This is a genomic window from Pseudomonas moorei (assembly GCF_008801475.1).
Lineage (GTDB): Bacteria > Pseudomonadota > Gammaproteobacteria > Pseudomonadales > Pseudomonadaceae > Aquipseudomonas > Aquipseudomonas moorei.
Genome location: NZ_VZPP01000021.1, coordinates 1 through 22,152 on the forward strand (window position 1 = coordinate 1; position 22,152 = coordinate 22,152).

Genomic DNA, 22,152 nt, shown 5'->3' on the forward strand with positions numbered 1-22,152 from the left:
AGGTCTTGAACAGCTGGTTCTTGGCGGCGATGGATTTGATCATCGCCAATGCATCGGCTTCGCTCAGGCCATCTTCCAGGCCCAGCACGCTGGTGCCCTTGATGCTGTCGGGAATCACGCTGGCGCTCAGGGCTTCGAGGGAATCGAAGCCGAGGCTGTTGAGCATGGCTTGCTCGTCGCCGGCGCGCGGGCCGATGTGGCGGGCGATGAATTCGTTGGCAGTGGTCAGATTCACTTGGGTCATTTCAGCGCTCCTCAGGCTTCGGCGTTGGCTTTGATCAGACGGTCGTAGGCGTCCTGATCCAGCAGTTTGGCGACAGCCGAGGCGTCAGTTGGCTGGAAGCGGAAGAACCAGCCTTCGCCCAGTGGATCTTCGTTGACCAGCTCAGGGCTGCTGTCCAGTGCCGGGTTCACTTCCAGCACTTCACCGTCCAGTGGCATGTACACGCCGCTGGCAGCTTTTACCGATTCTACGGTGGCGGCTTCAGCGCCTTTTTCGTAAGACTGCAGCTCAGGCAGTTGTACGAAAACCACGTCGCCCAATGCGTTCTGCGCGAAAGCGGTGATGCCGACTGTGACCGTGCCGTCAGCTTCGGTACGCAGCCATTCGTGATCTTCAGTAAAACGCAACTCGCTCATGGAAACTCCTAAGGGGCCAGACTCGTCTGGTGGACGCGATTGAATGCTTGGGCAATGCCCTGATTTATGCAGGGTTAATAAGCAAGAACGCGGCCAATGTTAAATTTACGTTATTAATCAATGGTTTATGAGTTTTTAGAAAGGCGCGGTCACGGCTGGCTGTAGCGAAATCGCTACAGCAGTGCGTAAAGAAAAAAGCTTAAGGGGATCAAAGCCTTGCGCAGCGCTGGTCGGGAAGGGGTGTAGCGATATCGTTCCGCTGTAGCGCTTTCAGTACAGATGAAGGTCGCTTTTAGAGTGATTTTTTGCTGGACACGAAGCCCGTGAGAGCGAGCTTGCTCCCACAGGGATCTGCGGTGATTCAGGCGTTGGCGGCGTCAGGCCTTGTTGGGAATACCGTACTTGCGCAAACGGTGGGCGATCGCGGTGTGGGAGGTTTGCAGGCGGGTAGCCAGTTGGCGGGTCGAGGGATAGCTGACGTAGAGTTTTTCCAACAGATCCTTTTCGAACGCTTCCATGGCTTGTTCCAGGCTGTCGACGTCATGGTCGCTCTGGCGCGCCACCGAGGTGCCGGCGATGTCGAGGTCGCCGATGTCCACCAGACTGCTTTCGCAAATGGCGGCGGCGCGGAAGATCACGTTTTGCAGCTGGCGGACGTTACCCGGCCAGCGATTGCCCAGCAGTGCCGGATAAGTGCCTGGCGCGAGACGACAGACCGGCCGCTGGATCTGCGCGCACGCCTGCTGCATGAAGTAGCGGGCCAGCAGCAGAATGTCCTGGCCGCGCTCGCGCAGGGGCGGGACTTCGACGTTGAGCACGTTGAGGCGATAGAACAGGTCTTCGCGGAACAAGCCTTCACTGACCATCTTCTCCAGATCGCGGTGAGTCGCGCTGAGGATCCGCACGTTGACCTTCACCTCGCGATCACCGCCGACACGGCGGAAACTGCCATCGTTGAGGAAACGCAGCAACTTGGCTTGCAAGTACGGTGACATTTCACCGATCTCGTCGAGAAACACCGTGCCCTGGTTCGCCAGTTCCATCAGTCCCGGTTTGCCGCCCCGCTGGGCACCGGTGAAGGCGCCGGGGGCATAGCCGAACAGCTCGCTTTCGGCGAGGTTCTCCGGCAATGCGGCGCAGTTCAATGCCAGAAACGGAGCGTTGTGTCTCGCACTGATGGCATGGCAAGCCCGGGCCACCAACTCCTTGCCGGTGCCGGTTTCGCCCTGGATCAGCAGCGGCGCATCAAGGGCCGCCACGCGTTGCGCGCGCACCTTGAGCGTGCGGATCACTGGCGACTCACCCAGCAGCGCATCGAAACCTTCGGCGTGATCGTGGTGCAGCGCCGACAGGCGTTCGCCGATGCGGTTCGGTTGATACAGGGTCAGCAGCGCGCCAGCGTCAGTGATGGGAGTGGCGTCCAGCAGTAACGTCTGCCCGTTGACGGTAATTTCCCGCAGCGGCAACCGGAAGCCGTGTTCGAGCAGGGCGTCGAGCAGGGCCGGATCAGCAAACAGGTCGGCGACGCTTTCACCGGCCGGTTCACGACCGTACAGGGCAATCAGGGCCGGGTTGGCCAACAGCACCTTGCCGCCACTGTCCAGCGCCAGCACCGGGTCGGTCATGGCCGCAAGCAACGCGTCGAGCTGCAAGTGCCGACGCTGGCCGGGCAGGATGTCGACCACCGTCACCGCTTGCACCCCGCGCACGCTGAACAGCGCATCACGCAGCTCTTCAAGGACTTCCGGGCTCAGGGTCGGGGCGTCGATGTAAACGTTGGGCGGAACCATCTCCACCGCATCCAGGTTGAGATTGCGCCCGCCGAGCAAGGCCAGGACTTCCTGGGTGATACCGACGCGGTCGATGAAGCTGACGTGGATACGCATGGGGCGGCAATGAATTCTGGACGGCGAAGGGGGGCAAGTATGCCTTGGCGCGGGCCAATGGTGAAATCCCGCGCACAATTTATGGGTAATGACAAACCTTGTGCGAGCCTGCTCGTGAAGGCTATCTGACCGTCACCACCACTGCGCGCGGTGGGAACCCAATTCAGAGGCCGCGATCGTCCACTGCAGAGGGGTACCGGTGATCTTCAATGGAACCCGCAGCCGATGCGCCGGCCCCCAGGTGGTCTGCTCGAGCACAAGCCCCTGATCGCCTTCGTCCTCTGCGCGCAATAACGCTTCGGTCCCGGGTCCATTGTCGATCAGCAACTTCGCCGTGCGCGCCAGTGACAGCCGCGCCGATCCACCACGGCCGTTGCTCAAGCGTTCAGCCAACAGCTTGATCGCACTGGCCGCCATCAGGTAGCCGGTAGCGTGATCCAGGGCTTGCAGTGGCAAAGGTGTCGGCTTGTCCGCGTGCTTCCAGTGCATGCCGGCCTCGGCAATTCCGCTGCTCATCTGCACCAGGCTGTCGAAGCCCCGACGGTTTTGCCAGGGGCCGCTCCAGCCATAGGCGTTCAGGCAGACATCGATCAGTCCGGGGGCCAGCCTTTGCCGTTCGGCGACGCCGTAGCCCAGGCGTTCCAAGGCATCGGCCCGGTAGCCGTGGAGCAGAATGTCGGTGTCCTTGAGCAAGTGTTCGAACACGCTGCGATCGGCCTTGTCATGCAGGTCCAGGCGCGCGCAGCGTTTGCCCAGGGTCATTTCCGGCACCACGCCGGGCTCGTTCCAGGTGGGCGGGTCGATGCGCAAGACGTCGGCGCCGAGGCCCGCGAGAAAACGGCTGGCGACAGGGCCGGCGAGCACACGGGTCAAATCCAGCACTTTGATCCCGGCCAAGGGTTGCGCGACCGAACCTTGCCAGGTCTTGGCGTTCCGGCTTTGCTGGCGGGCGAAATCGATCAGCGGTTCAGCGTTCACCGCCAGTCCCTGCGGGTGAGTCTGCCATTGCGGCCAACTGCGCATCTCGGCGGCACATCCACCGGCATCGACCACGGCCTGCTCCAGGTCACTCTTGGCCCATAGTGCGACTTTGCTCGCCATCGCTGCCCGGTCGGCACAGGCACCGAGTACCGATTCGGCAGCCGCGCGGTGATGGGGCGCATTGGTGTGCAGGCGAATCCAGCCATCGCGGGTGGCGTAGTCACCGGCGATCGGGTCCCACAGCGGCGGCACGCTCCAGCCCACCGGGCGGATCGAGGACGAGAACCAGAATGAGGCTAATCGACGATCGACTTCAATCTCGGGCAGGCGACCGGTTTGCTGATGCAGCAACTCACTGACGGCCTGGCCGGCGGCGGCGATGCTGGCGCACGCCAGGTCGGTAACGGCAAATGCCGAGGGCAGGGCGCCACTGGCGGTGAACGAAATCGGGGTGTGGGGCAAGCCGAGTGCGGCTTGAATGGACGTGAGTAGATCAGTCATCGAAGGCCCTCCGGAGCGAGAGCCCGAGCATAGAACAAATAGATGGTCGGTCGAATTAAATCCTGTGGGAGCGAGTGAGCTCGCTCCCACAAGGGTTCTATACGCGGAACTGATCCATCAGTTTCATCTGGTGGGTGGTCAGGTTGTTGAGCTGGCTGCTGATCTGCGCCGATTCGTTGGCCTGCCCGGTCAAGGTTTCGGTGACGGTGCGGATTGCCGAGACGTTGCGATTGACCTCTTCGGCCACGGCGCTTTGCTGTTCGGCGGCGCTGGCGATCTGCAGGTTCATGTCGCTGATCACAGTGACCGCATCGCTGATCTTGCTCAGGGCCTGGACGGCCTGCTGGATCTGGCCGGCATTGCTGTGGGCCTGAGTCTGGCTTGAGTGCATGGTGGCGACCACGCCGCGTGTGCCGCTCTGGATGCGTTCGATCACCAGGCGAATTTCCTCCACCGAGTCCTGGGTGCGTTTGGCCAGGTTGCGCACTTCGTCGGCGACCACGGCAAAGCCGCGACCACTTTCGCCGGCACGGGCGGCTTCAATCGCCGCATTGAGCGCCAGCAGGTTGGTTTGTTCGGCGATGCTGCGGATCACTTCCAGTACCGATCCGATCTGCTCGCTGTTGACTGCCAGGGCTTCCACTTCAGTCACGGCCTTGCTGACTTCCTCGGCCAGTTGATTGATGTCGCGGGTACTGCGCTCGATGATCTGCATGCCATCGCGGGCGGATTGGTCGGCGCCCTTGGCCGCATTTGCCGCATTCGATGCGCTGTTGGCAACGTCGTGGGCCGTGGCGCTCATTTCGTTGGATGCGGTGGCGACCTGGTCGACTTCACGGAACTGCACCAGCATGCCTTCACTGGTCTGGCGGGCGATTTCCGCAGACTGATCGGCGGTGCCGCGAGCATCAGTGATGCTCTGCTTGATCTGTGCGATGGTCGGTTGCAGCTTGTCGAGAAAGCGGTTGAACCAGCTGACCAGTTCGCCCAGCTCATCCTTCTTGCTGTAGTGCAGGCGTTGGGTGAGGTCGCCGTCGCCGCTGGCAATCGCCTTGAGCATCTCGGCCACGCTGTTGATCGGACGGGTGACGCCCGAAGCAGTCAGCCAGATCAACAGCAAGCCGATCAGGCCGGCAATGATCGCGATGCCCACCGCTTTGATCGTGCCGCTTTGTTGGGCGTCATCGAGTACTGCTTGCAGCTTCACCGAATCGGCCAACAGCACTTGTTTCGGCAGGTCGATCACCACGCCCCAGGCCTTGGCGTCAGGAATTGGACTGACCGGGTACACCGCGCGGATCAGATCGCCCTGTTGGAGAATTTTCGGTGCGCCGCCACCCAGCAGTTGCAGGATGTCCTTGCCGTCGGCACCCAGGGTGTCGCCGATGCTTTTGCCGACTTTGCCGGCGTCAACGCTGTAGGCAGCCATCACCCCGGTGCCGGAGACGATCAGCATATGCCCGGCGCTATTGAACAGGTCGCGCTGGGAGTCGACAGCCGCTGCCTGCAGGGCGTCGAGGGCGATGTCGACACCCACTACGCCAATGGACTTGCCATCCACCAGCAGCGGTACGGAAATGGTGGTCATCAACACTTCCTTGCCACCGACGGTATCGGCGTAAGGGTCGAGCAGGCAGGTGCGCTTGCTGTCGCGAGGGCAGGTGTACCAGACGTTATACGGGGTGCCGCTGAGGTTCAGAGTGGTCTTGGTCATGTCCTCTTCGACCATGATCGTATTGAGCGATTGCCCCCCCGCACGACTCCAGTAGGTGGCAAAACGCCCGGCTTCGTTGGACTGGCGAGCGGCGTCATTGGCGAACTCGCTGTCCTTGCCATCCAGGCCATTGGGTTCGAACGCCAGCCAGATACCCAGCACTTTGCCGTTGCGTTCGAACGCGGTTTTCAGGCTCTGGTTCAGTTCTTCACGCAGGGCGCCGGCCTCCAGGGAGCGCTTGGCTGCCAGGGTGCGCATGTCCTTGATCTGATCGGCCAGCGCCGTCACCACCGTGAGGGTCTCGCCAAATGTCTTCTGAACCCGCACCGCTTGTTCGGCAGCCTTGGCCTGCAGCAGATCCTGCACGCTGCTGGTGAGCATCTTGCTGCTGGAGGAACTGACCAGCTCATTGTTCTGATCGGTCTGGTAGACGTTCATGCCCTCGATCAGCGCGACCACGCCAAGCAGGCACAGACCGGAGAGCAAGACAATTTTCAGGCGGATGGACAGTGAGTCGAACATAGGGCGAACTCGCGAATGGATGAGGGGTGACTATGAGTCCGGGGCCGACTCGATTCGCCAAATCCATTCAGCGCATTCAATCCACATCGGCGAGGGTGGGGCATTGCATGAGAGCTATGCCGACGAACGGTAGTTGTTGAACGTTTGCGCAGGAAAATGTGCCGAAAATAAGGTTAAAAACGGGGAAAGTCGCGGCCTGATTCAGGAAGGTTGCGCAAGTGATTCGGGGCGCGACCAGATCCACAGATTACCCAGCCCCATGCCCGCAATCGCCAGGTAGATTGGCCAGCCATGATCGAGCATCACCAGCATCAACGTGGCGCACAGCAGCATGCTGACGGTGGCGCTGACCTTGGCCCGGCGCGCAATGATTTTGCCATTGCGCCAGTTACTGAGGATGGGGCCGAACAGCCGATGGTTTTCCAGCCAGGCACTCAGGCGTGGCGAGCTTCTGGTCGCCGCCCAGGCAGCCAGCAGGATGAACTCGGTGGTTGGCAGGCCGGGTATGACAATGGCGATCAGGCCGATACCCAGGCTGACGTAGGCCAGCAGGCCGAAGAGCAGACGAGTGAGTTTTGATGAGGAAGGCATTTTCTCAGAGGGGCGCTCGTGAGGCGGATCGGAATCTTTCAGGTTTACTCGGTCCCTGTGGAAGCGGGCTTGCCCGCGATAGCAGTCTTACAGGCAACATCCCGTTTGAATACCTGTCCGTCATCGCGAGCAGGCTCGCTCCCACGGGGGATCGAGTTATTTCAGACCGGTTCAGCCGTCACGGCATAAGCCTGTTCCAGCAACAGGGTAAAGCGGTTGAATGCTTCGATGGCGCCTTTATCCAGTTCGGCTTCTTCCTGAGCACTGAGCTGGAGTCCATCGAGGGTTTTAACGAAGCTTTTCCAGCCTTCTGCGCGACCACCGGCCGGTTCGCCAAGGTGGCGGGCGCCGAAGGTTTCGCTCAAGCCCAGGCCAATGGCACGCTTGATCAGGAAGGCCGCGCCGAGTTTTGAGCCTTCGGACACGAAGAGCCAGCCCAGGGCCTGGGCTTTACTCGGGTTGAACAAGGCGCCAGAAACCGCTGCCGGCACTTCGGTGTCCAGGTCCGCCAGGTCGGCTTTTGCGGCTTCGGCCCGGCAGCGAGCTGGCAGGTCCGGGACGACGGCGGTCAGTCTGGCATCGTTGTACAGCGACGCCAGCTCCGACTGGAACAGGTATTGCGCCACCACGAAACGGGCGAAGTTGGCCTGGGTTTCGAACGGTGCATGGGCTTTGACCAGCGCATCGAGTCTGGAGTGAGGTTCGTGGGTGATCTGGTTCAGGCGTTGCGAGCGCAAGGCCGGGCGTTGAGCCGTTTCCTGAGTGGTCATGAGAAGTCCTTGAGAAAAAGTAGAGCCTGGTAACGAGACGTATGGGCAGGTGCACGACAGTAAAAATTCCTCACGGCGCAGCCTGAATGAAGCTGCGTCGCGAGAAGGGCCGGATCAGATATCCCAGATCAGATTGACCGCGAAGTTGCGACCCGGTTGAGTCAGGCGATCAAGGTTGGCCGGTTGCGTCACCGAGGCTTCGCCGACGCTGTCGTAACCGCGCACGTCATTCCACAACCAGTACTTCTTGTCGGTCAGGTTGTAGACGCCGGCGCTGACGGTGACATCGTCGGTTACCTTGTAGAAACCACTCAGGTCCAGCACGCCGAAGCCCGGGGTCTTGAATTGACTGCTGACGCCGTCCGGCGACTTGAAGTTGCTGTCGTCGACACGATTTTTCTTTTTCACCAGCGTCCAGCTCAACAAGCCGCCGTAGTTGTCCTGGTCGTAACCGACTCCGAACACACCCGTCAGCGGACTGACGCTGTTGAGCGGCTCGCCGGTGTCATCGTTGCGCCCGTAGGCATAAGCCACGGAACCCTGGGTGTAGAGGCCTTGCGGCGCACCAAAGGCATCGAGGTTCAGGCGACCTTTGACTTCCGCGCCTTTGATGGTGGCGTGCTTGATGTTGGCACTCTGGAAGGTCGGTTCGTCATAACCCGGCGTGACGGCATCTTCGTTGATGAAATCGCGGTACTTGTTATAGAACACCGCCACATCGAAGGCGCCTTGCTCAAAGTTGCCGCGCAGGCCGGTCTCGTAGCTTTTGCTCTTTTCCGGTTCCAGATTCGGATTTGGCTCTACGCGGTAACCGGTAACGGTGTTATCGAAACGCCCGTACAGCGCCTTCGCGGTCGGGGTGCGGAATCCTTCGGCGTACTGGCCGTACCAGGTGTACTCGTCGGTCAGGGCGTAGGTCAGGCCGAACTTGGGCGACACTTTGTGCCAGGTCTTGTTCTGGTCGCTGACGGTTCCGCGACCATCGGCCGCCACGGTGTTGAGGAATTCCTGGGTAATGTGCGGCTTGAGTTCGGTGTAGTCGTAGCGCAGGCCCGGCAGGAAGGTCCACCGGTTCCAGCTGATCTGGTCCTGGGCGAACAGGCTGTAGGTGTTGATGGTCGGATCCGGGAAGTCGCTGGATTTTTTCAGCACGTCCGCTGCACTGGTGGCGCCAACCACCCGGCAGCTACCGAAGACGGCGAGGCAGGTGCCGTTGCCGCTGCGTGATCCGGTGACTTTCTGTTGCTTGATAGTGGTGCCGTAGGTCAGCAGGTGTTCGGTGTCGGCAATGCTGAATGATTTATCCAGTTGTGCATCGAAGACCCACTGCTTTTCTTCGTAGACCGTGTCTCGGGTCCGCAGCACTTTGCGTGACATCGGATAGTAGAACTCCTCGGTGCTCTGATCGGTCTTGGCGATCTGGTGATTCAGGCTCCACTTGACGTTGTCCACCAGCAGGCTGTCGAGGGCGAAGCTGTGTTCCAGGCCGAATCGTTCGCGGGTGATGGTGTCGTTACCGGTGCGCCACTGGTACATGCCGCCCGGCAAGATGCTGTTGGGAATGGTCGGTTGGCCACCGAAGAACGGGCCGCCATAAGCGCTTTTCTGGTCGGTGTCGCGGTCGTCCTTGTACTTTTCGTAGACAAGGCCCAGGCGCGCATCCTCTTTGTAGTTCCAGCCGACTTTCGCCAGCACGTTGCTGGCACGCACGTCTTCCGGGTTGGCGGCGGTACGCGCCAGCCCTGTGCCGTTGTTGCTGCCATAGGATTCGGTTTCGTGGCCATCGCGCTGGCTGTAATGCAGCAAGCCATCGAACTGATCGGCGCGGCCCGCCACGGTGGCGGATTTGAGCCAGCTGTCGTCGGCGGAGCTGTAACCGGTCTTCAGCCGTGCACCGACATCCTGGCCGGGCTTGATGATGTCGTCGGGGTCGAGCGTGAAGTAGCTGACGGCACCGCCGATGGCGTTACTGCCATAGAGCACCGAGGCCGGACCGCGGAGGATTTCGACACGCTTGACGATTTCCGGGTCGACGTAGTTGCGCTGGGTCTTGGCGTAAGGGCCGTTGAAGAAGCCGTCCGGTACTTCGACGCCATCGACCTGGGTCAGGATCCGGTCACCGTCGATGCCCCGGATGTTGTAGCCACTGATCCCGCCGCGGGTGCCTGTACCGCCCACGGCAACTCCCGGTTCGTAGCGCACCAGTTCCTTGATGGTGTTGACGTTGTTGCGATCCAGCTCTTCGCGTGTATGAACGGTGACGGTGCTGGGCACGCTGTTCACGTCCTGCTCCTGGCGGGTGGCGCTGATGGTCACCTGTTGCAGGTTGAGGGTGCTGTTGTTGTTACGCTTTTCCAGCACGATGTTGTTGTTGCCCAGTTTGCGATAGCTCAAGTCGGTCCCCACCAACAGACGCTCCAGGGCTTTTTCTGGCGGCAGCGAGCCGCGTACACCCGGCGATGCCACACCTTCGGCCAGCTGTGCCGACAAGCCAACCTGCCAGCCTGTAACAGCGGTAAACGCATTGAGCGCCGACACCAGCGACTGTGGCGCAATGGCGAACGAATAGTCGCCCATGTTGCGGCTCGGCTGTTCGGCAGTGGCGGCCATGAGCGGTGCAGTGCCGGCCATCAGGATGGCGGCGGTCAGCAGCGACAGCACGCGAGAAGGTGAAGAGGACTGGCGGGTAAGGCGAGAGGACATCGATAGCGCTCCGTGTCGCACGAATCTTTATAGGTGCTGATTGGCATGTGTAGATGCGAATCAATTGCATTGGCTATAACGAGACGTACGGGAAATGACTATCGAGTAAAAATAATTCTCATTTAATTCAGGATCACCAGCGCCGGGAACTCCCGGAGTTTGGCGGAGGTGATGTGAGCCAGTGAGCGGACTGCGTCCAGCGGCTGATCGAGGCGGTAATTACCCGTCACCGAAACATTGGCCAGTTGCTCGTTGTTGTTGATGATCCAGCCCGGATAGTAGCGACGAAGTTCCGCCAGCACCTGGCTCAGGGGGCAGTTTTCGAACACCAGTCGGCCCTGAACCCACGCCAGGTCGGTGGCGGCATTCAGCCTGGCCGGTCGGTCGAAACCGTTGGGGCCGATGCGAATGCTTTCTCCGGCGCTCAAGCGAACGCGTTCGTCGTCGCGAGTGGCGCGCAGATCGACGTCTCCGCGTTGTACTCGCACCTGAGTCACGCCATCCAGATAACGCACGGCAAATGCCGTATCCCTGACGCTCGCCGTGACCAGGCCGGCGTCGATTTCCAGCGGTTGGCCTTCATGAGGTTGCACCTCGAAATAGGCTTCGCCCTGATACAGCCGTGCCACGCGTTGTTGATCGTTGATGGTGCTGGAAAACGCAGAGTTGGTGTTGAGCAGGACTTTCGAGCCGTCCTCCAGTTGCAGGCGCTGACGTTCACCGACCACAGTCAGGTGATCGGCCTGCAGGCGCATCGGCAAATTGCTGAAACTGAACAGGCCGAGGATCAGCACGGCAGCGGTCGCCAGGGCTTTGCAGTGGGGGCGCAGGCGCGAGATGACGGTGACTTTCGCCAGGGGCGTGGCCAGGCTTTGCGCACACTGGGTGACGGGCTGGCCGTTCCAGATAGCCTGGGCCTTGGCGAACGCATCGGCATGCGCCGGATCGGCCGCGAGCCATTGGTGGAACTGACGGGTCTGTTCTTCGCTTGGGTCGTCCAGCACGATCAGCCAGTCGAGGGCCTGGTCCATCGCATCTGCACTGTCCTGCGCCGGGGAGGGCGAAGGGAGGCGGTGGGTGTCCGTCACGGTGTTTCCTCGGCAGGGGCGTGTTGAAAAGCAGTTTCAAGCGACAGGCTGCAAGCTGCAAGTCGTTCGTCGTTCGTCGTTCGTCGTTGGCTTGCCGCTTATGGCTTGGAGTGGCTGTTCTCTGCGACTCCGATACAAATCGTCATGATCAGCTTCAGCTCTTTTTGCACGGTGCTCAGGGATACACCGAGCTTCTCGGCGATTTCCAGATAGCTGTGACCGTGCAGGCGACTGAGGATGAAAATCTGCTGCTGACGAGGGCTGAGTTGACTGAGGCGTACGTTCAAGCGCTCAAGCAATTGTTCGGCATGGACGGCGTCCTCGGCATTGCTCGCGGGGGCGGCGACGCTTTGCACCACCTCCGGCGGCACGTCTTCGACCATGGTTCGCGAGTGGATTCGCCGCGCACGCAGATGATCCAGCGCCAGGTTGCGGGCGGTCTGGAAAACGAAGGGTTCAAGGTGATCGATGGCCCGCTCGCTGAGCGCACGGGTCACGCGCAGGTAGGTCTCCTGCAGCAGGTCTTCGGCGGTGCTGTGGTTGTTGACCATCCGCTCCAGCGTGCGCAGCAGAGAGGTTCGCTGGGTAATGAAGACATCGTTGAAGCGCGATTGACTCACGGGAGAACCTGATCCATTTCAAGCGGATGATAATGCTTATCATCCGCTATAATGGTCAAGCATTGATTTTCGAAGGGTTATGCACGACCCAGCAGGTAAGACGCGTAATCCGGAATTCGGTGCGCATGCGCCTGATCCATCAGTGGGCTGCTGAGCAAATAGTCGGCGCTGCATTCGTTGCACGCCACCGGGATGTTCCAGACCGCCGCGACCCGCAGCAGCGCCTTGATATCCGGGTCGTGCGGCTGGGGTTCGAACGGGTCCCAGAAGAACACCAGCATGTCGACCCGCTGTTCGGCGATGCGCGCGCCGAGCTGCTGGTCGCCGCCCAGCGGGCCGCTGATCATGCTCTCCACCGGCAGGTCGAGGCGTTGTTGCAACAACAATCCCGTGGTGCCGGTGGCAACCAGTTCGTGTTGCGCGAGTTTGTCTTTCTGCCGCTCGGCCCAGTCCAGCAAAAACACCTTGCAGTGGTCGTGGGCGACCAGGGCGATACGCTTGCGCGCCGCCAGGGTCTTTTGCGTAAAGCTGATGCCAATCATCGGTTGTTGCTCCAGAAATGAAATGCACCTTGTAGGAGCGAGCTTGCTCGCGATGAACCAAAGAACACCGCGGAGTATCAGATTCCCCGCGTTATCGTTCACGACTATCGCGAGCAGGCTCGCTCCTACAGGCAGGGGGGCACCTTGTAGGAGCGAGCCTGCTCGCGATGAACTTGAGAACACCGCGGAGCATCAGATTCCCCGCGTTATCGTTCACTACCATCGCGGGCAGGGGGGCGCGCTGCTTATTCAGCGTTGCACAGCGCCAGGCAGTTATCGAGCATGCGGTTGGAGAAGCCCCATTCGTTGTCGTACCAGGCCAGCACCTTGAGCAGCTTGCCGCTGACCTTGGTGTGGTTGGCGTCGAAGATCGACGACAGCGGGTTGTGGTTGAAGTCGCTCGAGACCAGCGGCAGGGTGTTGTAGCCGAGGATCTTCGAGTGCTGACTGGCTTCCTTGAGCAGCGCGTTGACTTCATCGGCCGACGCTTCGCGCTTGAGTTGCACGGTCAGGTCGACCAGGGAAACGTTGATCACCGGTACACGCACGGCCATGCCGGTCAGTTTGCCCGCCAGTTCCGGCAGCACCAGGCCCACCGCTTCAGCGGCACCGGTCTTGCTCGGAATCATGTTCTGGGTGGCCGAGCGGGCGCGGTACGGATCGGTGTGGTAGACGTCGGTCAGGTTCTGGTCGTTGGTATAAGCGTGGATCGTGGTCATCAGACCGCTTTCGATACCCAGTTCGCGGTGCAGTACCTGGGCCACCGGGGCCAGGCAGTTGGTGGTGCACGAAGCGTTGGAAATAATCTGGTGCGACTGGCGCAGGATGTCGTGGTTGACCCCGTAAACCACCGTGGCATCGGCACCTTTGGCCGGCGCCGAAATAATCACTTTGCGCGCGCCGGCCGTAATATGCGCGGCAGCCTTGGCGCGGTCGGTGAACAGACCGGTGCATTCAAACACCACATCAATCCTTTCCGCCGCCCATGGCAGGTCGGCCGGGTTGCGGATGGCGCTGACCGAAATGCGGTCGCCGTTGACGGTCAGGCTTTCCTGATCATGCTGGACATCGGCTTCGAACGTGCCATGAACGGTGTCGTACTTGAGCAAGTGCGCGTTGATCGCGCTGTCGCCCAGGTCATTGATGGCGACGATCTGCAAATCCTGGCGATAGCCTTGGGTATAGAGTGCGCGCAGGACATTACGGCCGATACGGCCAAAACCATTGATCGCGATTCGAAGAGTCATTTGTCAGCGCCGCCGTCGTTTTGTTGTTGGAATTACAAGATTATTCGCAAAAAAATAGAAAACAAGCCTTTTTAGTGGCAATATTTTGTTCAATCTACAACGAGTGACCTGAATCAACTGGTCCGATTGATCAAGAAAACCGTCTGTCATCCCATCAACAACGGCTCTTGTTCAGCATAGACAATCAGGTCGCCACATCCGTTAGCCTGGAGTTCTACACATGCATCCCCGCGTCCTTGAGGTCACCGAACGGCTTATCGCCCGCAGCCGCGCCACGCGTGAGGCTTACCTTGCACTGATTCGCGGTGCGGCCAGTGACGGTCCGATGCGTGGCAAGCTGCAATGCGCCAACTTCGCCCACGGCGTGGCCGGCTGCGGCAGCGACGACAAGAACAGTTTGCGGATGATGAACTCCGCCAACATTGCAATTGTTTCGTCATATAACGACATGCTTTCGGCGCACCAACCGTACGAAGTCTTCCCGGAGCTGATCAAAAAAGCCCTGCGCGAGATCGGCTCCGTCGGTCAGTTCGCCGGTGGTACCCCGGCCATGTGCGATGGCGTGACCCAGGGCGAGCCGGGCATGGAACTGAGCCTGCCGAGTCGCGAAGTGATCGCGATGTCTGCCGCGGTGGCGTTATCCCACAACATGTTCGATGGCGCGCTGATGCTCGGCATCTGCGACAAGATTGTGCCGGGCTTGATGATGGGCGCATTGCGTTTCGGTCATCTGCCGATGATTTTCGTCCCGGGCGGGCCGATGGTGTCGGGCATTTCCAACAAGCAGAAAGCCGATGTGCGCCAGCGCTACGCCGAAGGCAAGGCCAGTCGCGAAGAGCTGCTGGAATCGGAAATGAACTCCTACCACAGCCCCGGCACCTGCACCTTCTACGGCACTGCCAACACCAACCAGTTGCTGATGGAGGTCATGGGCCTGCACTTGCCGGGCGCTTCCTTCGTCAACCCGAACACGCCGTTGCGCGATGCCCTGACCCGCGAAGCGGCGCATCAAGTGACGCGCATCACCAAACAGAACGGCAACTACCTGCCAATCGGCGAAATCGTCGACGAGCGTTCGCTGGTCAATTCCATCGTCGCCCTGCACGCCACCGGCGGCTCGACCAACCACACCTTGCACATGCCGGCCATCGCCATGGCGGCAGGCATTCAGTTGACCTGGCAGGACATGGCCGACCTCTCCGAGGTAGTGCCGACCCTGAGCCACGTCTACCCGAACGGTAAAGCCGACATCAACCACTTCCAGGCAGCGGGCGGCATGTCGTTCCTGATCCGCGAACTGCTGGAAGCCGGGTTGCTCCACGAAAACGTCAACACCGTGCTGGGCCACGGCCTGAGCCGTTATACCCAGGAGCCGTTCCTCGATAACGGCGAGCTGGTGTGGCGCGAAGGCATTACCGAAAGCCTCGACGAAAGCATCCTGCGTCCGGTGGCTCGCGCGTTCTCGCCAGAAGGCGGCCTGCGGGTGATGGAAGGCAACCTCGGTCGTGGCGTGATGAAGGTTTCCGCCGTGGCTTTGGAAAACCAGATCGTCGAAGCACCGGCCATGGTGTTCCAGGATCAGCAAGACCTGGCCGACGCGTTCAAGGCCGGTTTGCTGGAGAAGGATTTCGTTGCCGTGATGCGCTTCCAGGGCCCACGCTCCAACGGCATGCCGGAACTGCACAAGATGACGCCGTTCCTTGGCGTGTTGCAGGATCGCGGCTTCAAGGTCGCGCTGGTGACCGACGGGCGCATGTCCGGCGCGTCGGGGAAAATTCCGGCGGCCATTCACGTCAGCCCCGAAGCTTACGTGGGCGGCGCTTTGGCGCGGGTGCAAGAGGGCGATATCATCCGCGTCGATGGCGTCAAAGGCACCCTGGAGCTCAAGGTGGACGCCGAAGAATTCGCAGCGCGCACGCCGGCCAAGGGCCTGTTGGGCAACAACATCGGCACCGGTCGCGAACTGTTTGGTTTCATGCGCATGGCCTTCAGCTCGGCGGAGCAGGGCGCCAGCGCCTTTACTTCTGCCCTGGAGACGCTTAATTGAAACTGGCTTTGGTCGGTGACATCGGTGGGACCAACGCACGTTTCGCGTTGTGGAAAAACCAGCAACTGGAATCGGTCCAGGTGCTGGCGACGGCAGACCACGCCAGCCCCGAAGAGGCGATCAGCCTCTATCTGAGCGGGCTCGGTCTGGCGCCGGGGGCCATTGGTTCGGTGTGCCTGTCGGTCGCGGGGCCCGTGAGCGGCGATGAATTCAAGTTCACCAACAATCACTGGCGCCTGAGCCGCAAGGGGTTCTGTCAGACCTTGCAGGTGGATCAGCTGTTACTGGTCAACGACTTCTCGGCCATGGCCCTGGGCATGACCCGTTTGCAGCCAGGCGAATTCCGCGTGGTCTGTGAAGGGACGCCGGAACCCCTGCGACCGGCCGTGGTGATTGGCCCTGGCACCGGTCTGGGCGTCGGCACGTTGCTGGATCTGGGTGAAGGCCGTTTCGCGGCATTGCCGGGAGAGGGTGGCCATGTCGATTTGCCCCTGAGCAGCCCGCGGGAAACCCAACTGTGGCAACACATTTATAACGAGATTGGCCACGTCAGCGCCGAAACGGCATTGAGCGGTGGTGGTTTGCCACGGGTGTATCGGGCGATTTGCGCGGTGGACGGTCATGAGCCGGTACTCGATACCCCGGAGGCGATCACCGCTGCCGGGTTGGCGGGTGATCCGATTGCCCTGGAAGTGCTCGAGCAGTTCTGCTGCTGGCTCGGTCGCGTGGCCGGCAACAACGTGCTGACCACGGGCGCACGCGGTGGTGTGTACATCGTTGGCGGGGTGATTCCGCGCTTCGCCGATTTCTTTCTCCAAAGCGGTTTCGCCCGGTGCTTTGCCGACAAGGGCTGCATGAGCGATTATTTCAAGGGAATTCCGGTGTGGCTGGTGACGGCACCGTATTCCGGGTTGGTGGGGGCGGGAGTGGCGCTCGACCAGGCTTGAGACCGCTTCGCCTTCATCGCTGGCAAGCCAGCTCCCACAGGATCACCGGCATTTTCAGAATGTGTACATAACCCTGTGGGAGCGGGCTTGCCCGCGATAGGGCCAGAACAGGCAACAAATATTCGAAGGTCATCAGGCATAATCCGCCCAATTCAAACAACAAGGACGCCGCCCCGTGAGCTCAGTCAACAAGTCGATATTGTTGGTCGATGACGATCAAGAGATACGCGAGTTGCTGGACACCTACCTGACCCGCGCCGGTTTCCAGGTCCGTACCACGCCCGACGGCGCCGGTTTTCGTCAGGCGTTGAACGAGGCGCCGAGCGATCTGGTGATCCTTGACGTGATGCTGCCCGATGAAGACGGTTTCAGTCTGTGCCGCTGGATTCGCCAGCACCCGCGCCGGGCCCAGGTGCCCATCATCATGCTTACCGCCAGCTCCGACGAGGCCGACCGTGTCATCGGCCTGGAACTGGGGGCGGACGACTACCTTGGCAAACCCTTCAGCCCCCGTGAATTGCAGGCGCGGATCAAGGCCTTGTTGCGTCGTGCGCAGTTCGGTCAGGAGCGCTCCGGCAGTGAAGTGCTGGCCTTCGATGACTGGCGCCTGGACATGGTCAGCCATCGGTTGTTTCACATCGATGGCGAAGAAGTGATTCTCTCGGGCGCCGATTTTGCCTTGCTGAAACTGTTCCTCGATCACCCGCAGGAAATCCTCGACCGCGACACCATTGGCAACGCCACCCGTGGGCGTGAGTTGATGCCGCTCGATCGCATCGTCGACATGGCGGTCAGTCGTCTGCGCCAACGCCTGCGCGATACCGAAAAACCGCCGCGCCTGATCCGTACCGTGCGCGGCAGTGGCTACCAACTGGCAGCCAATGTGGTTGCCAGCAATGGTCACTGAGTTTTTTCGCACGCTCGCGGCGAAGGTGCCGGTGCCGCGCTCGCTGCTCGGGCGCATGTTGCTGCTGACCTTGCTGGCGGTGCTGTTCGCGCAGACGCTGTCGAGCGTGATCTGGGTTTCGCAACTGCGCGCCACCCAGCTTGAGGGCCTGGTCACCAGCGCCCGCAGCCTTGCCCATTCCATGACCGCCAGTGTCAGTTACTTCCGTTCGTTGCCGGTGGCGTTTCGGCCGCTGGTGCTCGACCAGTTGCGCAGCATGGGCGGGACGCGGTTCGTGGTGACGCTCAACGACAAACCCCTGGGCATGGAAGTGTTGCCGGTTACCCCGCGCAAGGCGGCGGTGATCAAGGCGGTGGACGAAGTGCTGCGTCAGTCACTGGGCCAGGACACGGACATTTCGGTGACCTTCGTCAGCCCCGAAGACCTGCGGATCTTCAATGCCGGCCTGAAGCTCGATGAACTGCCACGCTCCTGGGCGCATTACGCGCTGACCCTGGAGCCGGTGAATCCGCCAGTGCTGGTTACGCAGATCCAGATGGCCCCCGGCGAGTGGTTGTACATCGCTTCGCTGTTGCCCGAGCCCTACACCAGTCTTGAAGAACAGGGCCTGCCATCGCAGCAGGTGTGGTTCATCGTCCTCACCAGTGGCTTTCTTCTGCTGTTCATCGGCCTGTTGGTGCATTGGCAGAGCCGGCCACTCAAGCGTCTGGCGCGGGCGGCACGGGATCTTTCCCTGGGCGCCGACGTCGAACCTGTGGCCGAGGGCGGAGGCAGCGAAGTGGTGGAGGTCGGTCGTGCCTTCAACACCATGCGCGAGCGCATCAGCCGTTACCTGACTGAGCGCAGTCAGTTGTTCAGCGCGATTTCCCATGACTTGCGTACGCCGATCACCCGCCTGCGCCTGCGGGTCGAACTGCTCGAAGACGAAAAACTGCAGGCCAAGTTCGGCCGCGATCTGGATGAGCTGGAGCTGCTGGTCAAAGGCGCATTGCAATGTGTGAAAGACACCGACATTCACGAAAACATCGAACAGGTGGATCTCAATCACGTACTCGATTGCCTGGTGGAGCCGTACCTGGCGCCAAACGGTAACGGTCGCGTGACTCAGCAAGGGCGTGCGCTGGCGCCCTATCCGGGCAAGCCGCTGGCGCTCAAGCGCTGTATCGGCAACCTGATCGACAACGCCTTGAAGTACGGACAGAACGCTCATCTGCACATCGATGATGACGACAGTGCGTTCGTGCTGCATGTCGACGATGAAGGGCCGGGGGTTCCGGAACAACGGCTGGAGCAGGTGTTCGAGCCACACTTCCGCCTGGCCGGGCAGCAGCAGGGGTATGGGTTGGGGCTGGGCATTGCGCGCAACATTGCCCACAGCCACGGCGGCGAAGTCAGCCTGCAGAACCTGCGTGAAGGTGGCTTGCGGGTGACCCTTCAGTTACCCCGCTCGCTGGATTGACACCAACACTGTGGCGAGGGGGCAAGCCCGCTCGCCACAAGTGTTCACTCAGTGTCTATTGTCACAACCTGGTGACATAACTCGCCCCCTTCGTTACAAGCCCGCCACCGCCCGTTGTTTAGACTGCCCAGCAGTCATAACAACAAAAAAGGTCCTCCATGCACAGCTTCCAACCGGCCTTCAGCAGTTGGCTGAACTCGCCTGCTCATCAGCAATGGCTCGCCACCGAAGGCCTGCGCCTGTTGGCGTTCGCCAAGGCTTCTAAGCTTCCCGAAGGCTTCGGTAACCTCGATGAAAAAGGTCACCTGGTGGCCAATGCGCAAGCCGAAACCATGAACACCGCGCGCATGACCCACAGCTTCGCCATGGCCCATATCCAGGGCTTGCCGGGGTTTGCCGAGGTGGTGGATCACGGCATCAACGCCCTGCGCGGGCCGTTGCGTGATGCCGTTCATGGAGGGTGGTTCGCGGTCGCTGAACATCGTGACGGCAACACCGGCAAAAACGCCTACCTGCACGCTTTTGTTGCGCTGGCTGCCAGTTCCGCGGTGGTCGCGCGACGGCCCGGGGCACAAGCCTTGCTCGACGATGCCATCGATATCATCGATACGTATTTCTGGAGCGAGGAGGAGGGCGCCATGCGCGAATCCTTCAACCGCGACTGGAGCAGCGAGGAGGCCTATCGCGGCGCCAACAGCAACATGCACGCCACCGAAGCCTTCCTCGCCCTGGCGGATGTCACCGACGACAACCGCTGGCTGTGCCGCGCCCAGCGCATCGTCGAGCGCGTCATCCATGGTCATGCGGCTGCCAACGATTACCTTGTAGTCGAGCATTTCGACCGCGCCTGGCAGCCGCTACGCGACTACAACCGCGACAATCCGGCCGACGGATTCCGTCCCTACGGCACCACGCCGGGCCATGGTTTCGAATGGGCGCGGTTGCTGTTGCACCTGGAGGCGTCGCGGGTACAAGCCGGGATGCTCACTCCGGGATGGCTGGTCACGGACGCAGAAAAGCTCTTTGAGCACAATTGCCGTCATGGCTGGGACGTCGATGGCGCGCCCGGCATTGTCTACACCCTCGACTGGGACAATCGCGCGGTGGTCCGCCATCGCCTGCACTGGACCCATTGCGAAGCCAGCGCCGCTGCCAGCGCGCTGCTCATGCGCACGGGTGATGAGCAATACGAGCAGTGGTACCGACTATTCTGGGAATTCTGTGACAGTCATTTCATTGACCGTTGCGATGGCAGCTGGCATCACGAACTCGACCCGCTGAACCGCCCGAGTGCCGATATCTGGGCCGGTAAACCCGACCTTTACCACGCCTGGCAAGCCGTGCTGATTCCGCGCCTGCCTCTGGCCCCGAGCATGGCCAGCGCGCTGGCAAAGCTGTCCCAGAGCGGTTCTATGTAACCATGCGGTGACATTCGCGCGTCCCTTCGTTACCTGCGAAGGGACATCCCCTGTTTAAAATCCTATGCAGCGCAAGCACCAGACTTGCATGCATAACAACAAGAAAGGTACTACTAGATGAATGCGATTTCTCGCCTCGCTACTGTCATTTCTCTCGCCTCAATACTCCCTGTTGCTGCATTCCCCATCAGTGCCCTTGCCGCCGATTCCAAAGGAACGGTGGAAGTTGTTCACTGGTGGACGTCGGGCGGTGAAAAAGCAGCGGTCGATGTCCTCAAGGCACAAGTCGAAAAAGACGGCTTCACCTGGAAGGACGGCGCAGTCGCCGGTGGTGGCGGTGCCACGGCCATGACCGTTCTGAAAAGTCGCGCAGTGGCCGGTAACCCGCCAGGCGTCGCTCAGATCAAGGGACCGGACATCCAGGAATGGGCCTCGACCGGCCTGCTGGACACTGACGTCCTCAAAGACGTTGCCAAAGAAGAAAAGTGGGACGGTCTGCTCGACAAGAAAGTCTCCGATACCGTGAAGTACGACGGTGATTACGTGGCCGTGCCGGTGAACATCCACCGTGTGAACTGGCTGTGGATCAACCCGGAAGTCTTCAAGAAAGCCGGTATCACCAAGAATCCAACCACCCTCGAAGAATTCTACGCCGCTGGCGACAAGCTCAAGGCCGCCGGTTTCATTCCGCTGGCCCACGGCGGCCAGCCTTGGCAGGACAGCACCGTATTCGAAGCCGTCGTGCTTTCGGTCATGGGTGTCGATGGCTACAAGAAAGCCCTGGTCGATCTGGATAACAAAGCGCTGACCGGTCCGGAAATGGTCAAGGCGCTGACCGAACTGAAGAAAGTCGCGACCTACATGGATGCCGACGGCAAAGGCCAGGACTGGAACCTGGAAGCCGCCAAGGTCATCAACGGCAAGGCCGGCATGCAGATCATGGGTGACTGGGCCAAGTCCGAGTGGACCGCCGCCAAAAAAGTCGCCGGCAAGGACTACGAGTGCGTAGCGTTCCCGGGCACCGACAAGGCATTCACCTACAACATCGACTCTCTGGCGGTGTTCAAGCAGAAAGACAAGGGCACGGCTGCCGGTCAGCAGGACATCGCCAAAGTCGTGCTGGGTGAAAACTTCCAGAAAGTCTTCAGCATCAACAAGGGCTCGATCCCGGTGCGCAACGACATGCTGGCCGATATGGGCAAGTACGGTTTCGACTCGTGCGCCCAGACCGCCGCCAAGGACTTCCTGGCTGACGCCAAGTCCGGCGGCCTGCAGCCGAGCATGGCGCACAACATGGCGACCACGCTGGCGGTACAGGGCGCGTTCTTCGACGTAGTGACCAACTACATCAACGACCCGAAAGCCGACCCGGCCGATGCGGCCAAGAAACTGGGCGCGGCGATTCAGTCGGCCAAGTAACCGTTAGCAACGCCGGCTCTTGCAGGAGCTGGCTTGCCAGCGAAGGCGTCATGTCAGCCGACTCATCCACCGTCTGACGCAGCGCTTTCGCCGGCAAGCCGGCTCCTACAGGGGACCTGCATGTAGTTTTTATTCCCACGTACTGGATTTC

18 protein-coding genes and 1 pseudogene are annotated in these 22,152 nt (G+C 60.8%); 6 read left to right on the top strand and 13 right to left on the bottom strand.

The features are described from left to right. From F7R06_RS28250 to gap, 13 genes and pseudogenes are all read right to left on the bottom strand, one after another. Window positions 1-244: hypothetical protein (locus F7R06_RS28250; RefSeq protein ID WP_151149715.1), on the bottom strand; the 244-nt coding region annotated here is incomplete at its 3' end. Window positions 245-255: 11 nt separating this feature from the next. Then, the gene (gcvH, locus tag F7R06_RS28255) at window positions 256-639 is read right to left on the bottom strand and encodes a glycine cleavage system protein GcvH (protein ID WP_090324755.1); all 384 of its coding nucleotides are present in this window, start codon (window positions 637-639) and stop codon (window positions 256-258) included. Between the two features lie 377 nt (window positions 640-1,016). Beyond that, entirely contained in the window at window positions 1,017-2,525 is a 1,509-nt protein-coding gene (locus F7R06_RS28260) for a sigma-54-dependent transcriptional regulator (protein ID WP_090324754.1), read from the bottom strand. A gap of 132 nt (window positions 2,526-2,657) precedes the next feature. Then, entirely contained in the window at window positions 2,658-4,007 is a 1,350-nt protein-coding gene (locus F7R06_RS28265; RefSeq protein ID WP_090324752.1) for a CoA transferase, read from the bottom strand. Window positions 4,008-4,104: 97 nt separating this feature from the next. Further along, the gene (locus F7R06_RS31615) at window positions 4,105-4,860 is read right to left on the bottom strand and encodes a methyl-accepting chemotaxis protein (RefSeq protein ID WP_425530746.1); all 756 of its coding nucleotides are present in this window, start codon (window positions 4,858-4,860) and stop codon (window positions 4,105-4,107) included. 102 nt (window positions 4,861-4,962) lie between these two features. Then, a pseudogene (locus F7R06_RS31620) lies at window positions 4,963-6,243 on the bottom strand (methyl-accepting chemotaxis protein); the annotation flags it as partial. A 201-nt stretch (window positions 6,244-6,444) separates the two neighbouring features. Beyond that, window positions 6,445-6,834 (bottom strand): YbaN family protein, encoded by a 390-nt coding sequence (locus F7R06_RS28275; RefSeq protein ID WP_090324749.1) that lies wholly within the window; start codon window positions 6,832-6,834, stop codon window positions 6,445-6,447. A 161-nt stretch (window positions 6,835-6,995) separates the two neighbouring features. Beyond that, a complete protein-coding gene (locus F7R06_RS28280) occupies window positions 6,996-7,604 on the bottom strand; it encodes a biliverdin-producing heme oxygenase (RefSeq protein WP_090324748.1) in 609 nt (202 codons plus the stop codon). A 114-nt stretch (window positions 7,605-7,718) separates the two neighbouring features. Further along, window positions 7,719-10,307: a TonB-dependent receptor gene (locus tag F7R06_RS28285; RefSeq protein ID WP_090324746.1), complete on the bottom strand. Its 2,589-nt coding sequence runs from the start codon at window positions 10,305-10,307 to the stop codon at window positions 7,719-7,721. Between the two features lie 122 nt (window positions 10,308-10,429). Further along, on the bottom strand, window positions 10,430-11,395 hold the full coding sequence (locus F7R06_RS28290) for a FecR family protein (protein ID WP_090324745.1): 966 nt from the start codon (window positions 11,393-11,395) through the stop codon (window positions 10,430-10,432). 98 nt (window positions 11,396-11,493) lie between these two features. Further along, a complete protein-coding gene (locus F7R06_RS28295; protein WP_090324743.1) occupies window positions 11,494-12,015 on the bottom strand; it encodes an RNA polymerase sigma factor in 522 nt (173 codons plus the stop codon). A 77-nt stretch (window positions 12,016-12,092) separates the two neighbouring features. Further along, window positions 12,093-12,557: a methylglyoxal synthase gene (locus tag F7R06_RS28300; protein WP_090324741.1), complete on the bottom strand. Its 465-nt coding sequence runs from the start codon at window positions 12,555-12,557 to the stop codon at window positions 12,093-12,095. Window positions 12,558-12,802: 245 nt separating this feature from the next. Then, complete coding sequence (gene gap / locus F7R06_RS28305) at window positions 12,803-13,804, bottom strand: type I glyceraldehyde-3-phosphate dehydrogenase (RefSeq protein ID WP_090324740.1); 1,002 nt, start codon at window positions 13,802-13,804, stop codon at window positions 12,803-12,805. Window positions 13,805-14,024: 220 nt separating this feature from the next. On the opposite strand from gap, the gene edd reads away from it, so the two are divergent. From edd to F7R06_RS28340, 6 genes are all read left to right on the top strand, one after another. Next, a complete protein-coding gene (edd, locus tag F7R06_RS28310) occupies window positions 14,025-15,851 on the top strand; it encodes a phosphogluconate dehydratase (RefSeq protein WP_047532465.1) in 1,827 nt (608 codons plus the stop codon). After that, window positions 15,848-16,798: a glucokinase gene (locus F7R06_RS28315; RefSeq protein ID WP_090324738.1), complete on the top strand. Its 951-nt coding sequence runs from the start codon at window positions 15,848-15,850 to the stop codon at window positions 16,796-16,798. Before edd ends, F7R06_RS28315 begins: the two co-directional genes overlap by 4 nt. 175 nt (window positions 16,799-16,973) lie before the next feature. Beyond that, the gene (locus F7R06_RS28325) at window positions 16,974-17,705 is read left to right on the top strand and encodes a response regulator (protein ID WP_090324737.1); all 732 of its coding nucleotides are present in this window, start codon (window positions 16,974-16,976) and stop codon (window positions 17,703-17,705) included. A 31-nt stretch (window positions 17,706-17,736) separates the two neighbouring features. After that, the gene (locus F7R06_RS28330; RefSeq protein WP_390960033.1) at window positions 17,737-19,164 is read left to right on the top strand and encodes an ATP-binding protein; all 1,428 of its coding nucleotides are present in this window, start codon (window positions 17,737-17,739) and stop codon (window positions 19,162-19,164) included. 158 nt (window positions 19,165-19,322) lie between these two features. Continuing rightward, window positions 19,323-20,582, top strand: coding sequence for a D-mannose isomerase (locus F7R06_RS28335; RefSeq protein WP_090324733.1), 1,260 nt, complete (start codon window positions 19,323-19,325; stop codon window positions 20,580-20,582). Window positions 20,583-20,699: 117 nt separating this feature from the next. Continuing rightward, window positions 20,700-22,001, top strand: a complete 1,302-nt coding sequence (locus tag F7R06_RS28340; protein WP_090324731.1) for an ABC transporter substrate-binding protein — start codon at window positions 20,700-20,702, stop codon at window positions 21,999-22,001. Window positions 22,002-22,152: the final 151 nt, after the last annotated feature.

Bases quoted from the DNA above. Each gene is read 5' to 3' on its own strand.
- F7R06_RS28260 (WP_090324754.1), bottom strand. From the start codon at position 2,525: ATGCGTATCCACGTCAGCTTCATCGACCGCGTCGGTATCACCCAGGAA.
- F7R06_RS28280 (WP_090324748.1), bottom strand. From the start codon at position 7,604: ATGACCACTCAGGAAACGGCTCAACGCCCGGCCTTGCGCTCGCAACGC.
- F7R06_RS28340 (WP_090324731.1), top strand. From the start codon at position 20,700: ATGAATGCGATTTCTCGCCTCGCTACTGTCATTTCTCTCGCCTCAATA.
- F7R06_RS28300 (WP_090324741.1), bottom strand. From the start codon at position 12,557: ATGATTGGCATCAGCTTTACGCAAAAGACCCTGGCGGCGCGCAAGCGT.
- edd (WP_047532465.1), top strand. From the start codon at position 14,025: ATGCATCCCCGCGTCCTTGAGGTCACCGAACGGCTTATCGCCCGCAGC.
- F7R06_RS28275 (WP_090324749.1), bottom strand. From the start codon at position 6,834: ATGCCTTCCTCATCAAAACTCACTCGTCTGCTCTTCGGCCTGCTGGCC.
- F7R06_RS28335 (WP_090324733.1), top strand. From the start codon at position 19,323: ATGCACAGCTTCCAACCGGCCTTCAGCAGTTGGCTGAACTCGCCTGCT.
- F7R06_RS28265 (WP_090324752.1), bottom strand. From the start codon at position 4,007: ATGACTGATCTACTCACGTCCATTCAAGCCGCACTCGGCTTGCCCCAC.
- F7R06_RS31615 (WP_425530746.1), bottom strand. From the start codon at position 4,860: ATGCTGGTGCAGTTCCGTGAAGTCGACCAGGTCGCCACCGCATCCAAC.
- gap (WP_090324740.1), bottom strand. From the start codon at position 13,804: ATGACTCTTCGAATCGCGATCAATGGTTTTGGCCGTATCGGCCGTAAT.
- gcvH (WP_090324755.1), bottom strand. From the start codon at position 639: ATGAGCGAGTTGCGTTTTACTGAAGATCACGAATGGCTGCGTACCGAA.
- F7R06_RS28285 (WP_090324746.1), bottom strand. From the start codon at position 10,307: ATGTCCTCTCGCCTTACCCGCCAGTCCTCTTCACCTTCTCGCGTGCTG.